The sequence below is a fragment of the uncultured Corynebacterium sp. genome (assembly GCF_937999985.1).
Taxonomy (GTDB): Bacteria; Actinomycetota; Actinomycetes; order Mycobacteriales; family Mycobacteriaceae; genus Corynebacterium.
Genome location: NZ_CALLDG010000016.1, coordinates 1 through 3,729, shown reverse-complemented (window position 1 = coordinate 3,729; position 3,729 = coordinate 1). Strand labels below are relative to the sequence as shown.

4 protein-coding genes are annotated in these 3,729 nt (G+C 64.2%); 3 read left to right on the top strand and 1 reads right to left on the bottom strand.

The annotated features are described in order from the left end of the window. Positions 1–256 precede the first annotated feature (256 nt). The 3 genes from Q0331_RS00680 to aspA all read left to right on the top strand — a co-directional run bounded on the left by Q0331_RS00680 (position 257) and on the right by aspA (position 3,047). Positions 257–544, top strand: coding sequence for a phosphoribosyl-ATP diphosphatase (locus tag Q0331_RS00680; protein WP_298073965.1), 288 nt, complete (start codon positions 257–259; stop codon positions 542–544). Between the two features lie 40 nt (positions 545–584). Further along, a complete protein-coding gene (gene hisG / locus Q0331_RS00675; protein WP_298073961.1) occupies positions 585–1,430 on the top strand; it encodes an ATP phosphoribosyltransferase in 846 nt (281 codons plus the stop codon). A gap of 114 nt (positions 1,431–1,544) precedes the next feature. Continuing rightward, a complete protein-coding gene (aspA, locus tag Q0331_RS00670; RefSeq protein ID WP_298073963.1) occupies positions 1,545–3,047 on the top strand; it encodes an aspartate ammonia-lyase in 1,503 nt (500 codons plus the stop codon). Here the strand turns inward: aspA and Q0331_RS00665 are convergent. After that, positions 3,020–3,729, bottom strand: a 710-nt coding sequence (locus Q0331_RS00665) for a PD-(D/E)XK nuclease family protein (protein WP_298073959.1), incomplete at its 5' end; no start/stop codon positions are given. The two genes, aspA and Q0331_RS00665, sit on opposite strands and share 28 nt — an antisense overlap.

Genomic DNA, 3,729 nt, shown 5'->3' with positions numbered 1-3,729 from the left:
CGCGCGCTTTGGTTTCGCCCCCGACGAGTGCCTGGTGGTGGAGGATTCCACCACGGGCATGACCGCCGCCCGCGACGCGGGCTGCCGCGTGCTGGGAGCCCCCACCGACCCGGAGACCGCGATCCCGCGAGGAGTGCACACCCTGGCTGAACTGCGCGAGAGAGCCCAGGACTTAAGCGGCTTCACGCTGGAGGATCTGCGCCGAATTTACGCAGAGCTGGGGCGCACTGCGCCGGCCGATGTGCGATCTGCCACAATGGAAGGCGTGAACGAACAAGAACTCAAGACCTTCGATTCCCTTTTCGCCGAGCTGTCTTCCCGCGCCAAGGAGCGCCCCGAGGGCTCCGGCACGGTCAAGGCTCTGGACGCCGGGGTGCATTTCCAAGGCAAGAAGATCGTCGAAGAGGCCGGCGAGGTGTGGCTGGCCGCGGAGTACGAGTCTGACGAGGAACTGGCCGAGGAGATCTCCCAGCTGCTGTATTGGCTGCAGGTCGTGATGGTTGGCCGTGGCCTGACCCCCGCTGACGTTTACAAGTACCTCTAGACCACAAAAAGCAAACCCGAGAAAGGCAGCCACCACGATCATGCTGCGCGTCGCAGTCCCCAACAAGGGTTCCCTGTCCGAGACGGCCACCTCGATCCTGAAGGAGGCCGGCTACGCCACTCGCGGCGATTCGAAGTCTCTGACTATCGCCGACGAGGACAACGGGGTGGAGTTCTACTTCCTGCGCCCCAAGGACATCGCGATTTACATCGCCTCCGGCCACCTGGACATCGGCATCACCGGCCGCGACCTGGCCGCGGACACGCGCGAGGAGGTCGACGAGCTGCTACCCCTGGGCTTCGGCGCCTCCACCTTCCGCTATGCCGCTCCGAAGGACGAGGACTGGACCGTTGAGCAGCTCGCCGGCAAGCGTATCGCCACCAGCTACCCGAACCTGGTACGCAAGGACCTCGCCAACCGGGGTCTGGAGGCACAGGTGATTCGCCTGGACGGCGCCGTGGAGATCTCCATCCGCCTAGGTGTGGCCGACGTCATCGCCGACGTGGTCTCCACCGGCCGGACGCTGCGCCAGCAGGGGCTAAAGCCCTTCGGCGAGCCGCTGTGCGTCTCCGAGGCCGTGATCGTCGGCCGCAAGGGCGCGGAGGTGACCGCTGAGCAGCGGGTGCTCATCAAGCGCATCCAGGGCATCCTGCACGCCCACAACTACGTGATGCTGGACTACAACGTGGCTCGCGAGAACCTGGACAAGGTCGCCGCGATCACGCCGGGTCTGTCCGCCCCGACCGTCTCCCCGCTGGCCAACGACAGCTGGGTGGCCGTCCGCGCGATGGTGCCAAAGACCCAGGCCAACTCCCTGATGGACAAGCTTTCCGCCCTCGGCGCTGAGGCAATTCTGGCTACCGACATAAGGATCGCGCGCATCTAGGTCCAATTTCGTTAGGGTGGGGGAACAGAAAGTTGTTCCCCAACCAGAGGACGAATAGTGACCGATAAACCAATTCCGTCAAAAGCAGCGGCAGAGGTTCACCGCGATGCAGTCGTGAGCTCCACTGACATCATTACGTCGGCTGAAACACACTCCCAGCTGGCGCGTGCTGCAAAGAGTTTCCGTACCGAAGAGGATCTGCTGGGCACCATGGAGGTGCCCGACCACGCCTACTACGGCGTGCACACCCTCCGCGCGGTGGATAACTTCCAGGTCTCGCGCACCACGATCAACCAGATTCCGGAGTTCATCCGCGGCATGGTGATGGTCAAGAAGGCCACCGCCATCGCCAACAACGAGGTCTTCGCCCTGCCCGATGAGAAGGCCAAAGCCATCATCTGGGCCTGCGACCAGGTGCTGGAAGAGTACCGCTGCATGGATCAGTTCCCGATCGACGTCTTCCAGGGCGGCGCGGGCACCAGTGTGAACATGAACACCAACGAGGTGATCGCCAACCTCGCCTTGGAATACCTGGGGCACCCGAAGGGCTCCTACGACGTCATCAACCCCAACGATGACGTCAACATGTCCCAGTCCACCAACGACGCTTACCCCACCGGCTTCCGCCTGGGCCTGCACTTCGCAATCGACCAGCTGATCAAGCACCTCGACGCGCTCGAGCGCGCGTTCCTGGCCAAGGGCCACGAATTCCGCAACATCCTGAAGATGGGACGCACCCAGCTCCAGGACGCAGTGCCCATGTCCCTGGGCCAGGAGTTCCGCGCCTTCGGCTACAACATCGCCGAGGAACGCCTGCAGCTGGAGCGTTCCCAGGCGCAGCTGCGCGAGGTGAACCTCGGCGCCACCGCCATCGGCACCGGCGTGAACACCCCGCCCGGCTACCAGAACGCGGTCATCCGCGCGCTCAGCGAGGTCAGCGGCCTGAAGATCGAGCCGTCCCGCGACCTCATCGAGGCCACCAGCGATACCGGCGCGTACGTCAACGCCCACGCCGCCGTGAAGCGCGTGGCCATGAAGCTGTCGAAGATCTGTAACGATCTGCGCCTGCTGTCCTCCGGCCCGCGCGCCGGACTGAACGAGATCAACCTGCCGGAGCGCCAGGCCGGTTCGTCGATCATGCCGGCCAAGGTGAACCCGGTCATCCCCGAGGTCGTGAACCAGATCTGCTTCAAGGTCTTCGGCAACGACCAGACGGTCTCCATGGCCGCCGAGGCCGGCCAGCTGCAGCTCAATGTCATGGAGCCGGTCATCGCCCAGTGCGTGTTCGAGTCCGTGCGTTTCCTGGCCCGCGCCTGCACCACGCTGCGCACCCTGTGCGTCGTGGACATCACGGCCAACGCCGACGTGTGCCGCCGCTACGTGGAGAACTCCATCGGCATCATCACCTACCTGAACCCGCTAATCGGCCACCACAACGGCGACCTGGTGGGCAAGGAGGCCGCCCGCACCGGCAAGCCCGTGCGCGACCTGGTTCTGGAAAAGGGCCTGTTGGACGAAGAAACCCTCGACGAGGTATTGAGTCCGGAGAACCTGCTGAACCCGACGTTCCAGGGCAAGCTCTACACGGACTACGAAGAGGAAACTTCCAAGGGATAGTCCGGCGGGGTGCCACCGAAAGCGGGGCAGAGGTCCTGAAAGTGGCACCACCCGCACAGCTTGGTGGTGCGCGGCTGGAAGTTTCCGCTGCGCACATCCGCCAGGATGCGCGCCCACAGCTCGCCCAGCTCGCGCTCGAAGGCAGCCAGCTCAGTGGCGGTGGGGCGCAGCACCATGTCGTCGCTGACCTTCAGATACATCAGCCGCAACTGGGTGGGCAGCTCGCCCGTCATGCGCCACCACACCAGGGCGTAAAACATCATCTGAAAGCGGGCCGAGTCCGCAAAGCGGGGTGCGGGCTTCTTGCCCGTCTTGTAGTCCACCACGCGCACCTGTCCGGTCTCCGCGATGTCCACGCGGTCGATGAAACCGCGCACCGGCACATCGTTGGGCAGCGTTAAATTCACGAATTGCTCGCACTCGTGGGCGTCAAAACCATCCGGGTTTTCCATCTGGAAGTAGCCCTTCACCAGCTCGCGGCATTCCTCCCAGAACTCCACAGTGGACTGCTCGGGCACCAGCTCCGAAAGCTCCGGGTCCTTGGCCAGCATCTTCTCCCACTCCGGGCGGATCATCTTCACCGCCGCCGGGTAGGTGCGACTGCCACGGGGCAGCTGGTGCAGGTTCTCCAACACCGCGTGGACCAGCGTGCCCTTCACCTGGGCGATCGTGTTCGGCTCTT

What these genes read in the sequence shown, in the direction of transcription:
- Q0331_RS00680 (WP_298073965.1), top strand. Translation starts at nt 257, where the DNA reads ATGGAAGGCGTGAACGAACAAGAACTCAAGACCTTCGATTCCCTTTTC.
- hisG (WP_298073961.1), top strand. Translation starts at nt 585, where the DNA reads ATGCTGCGCGTCGCAGTCCCCAACAAGGGTTCCCTGTCCGAGACGGCC.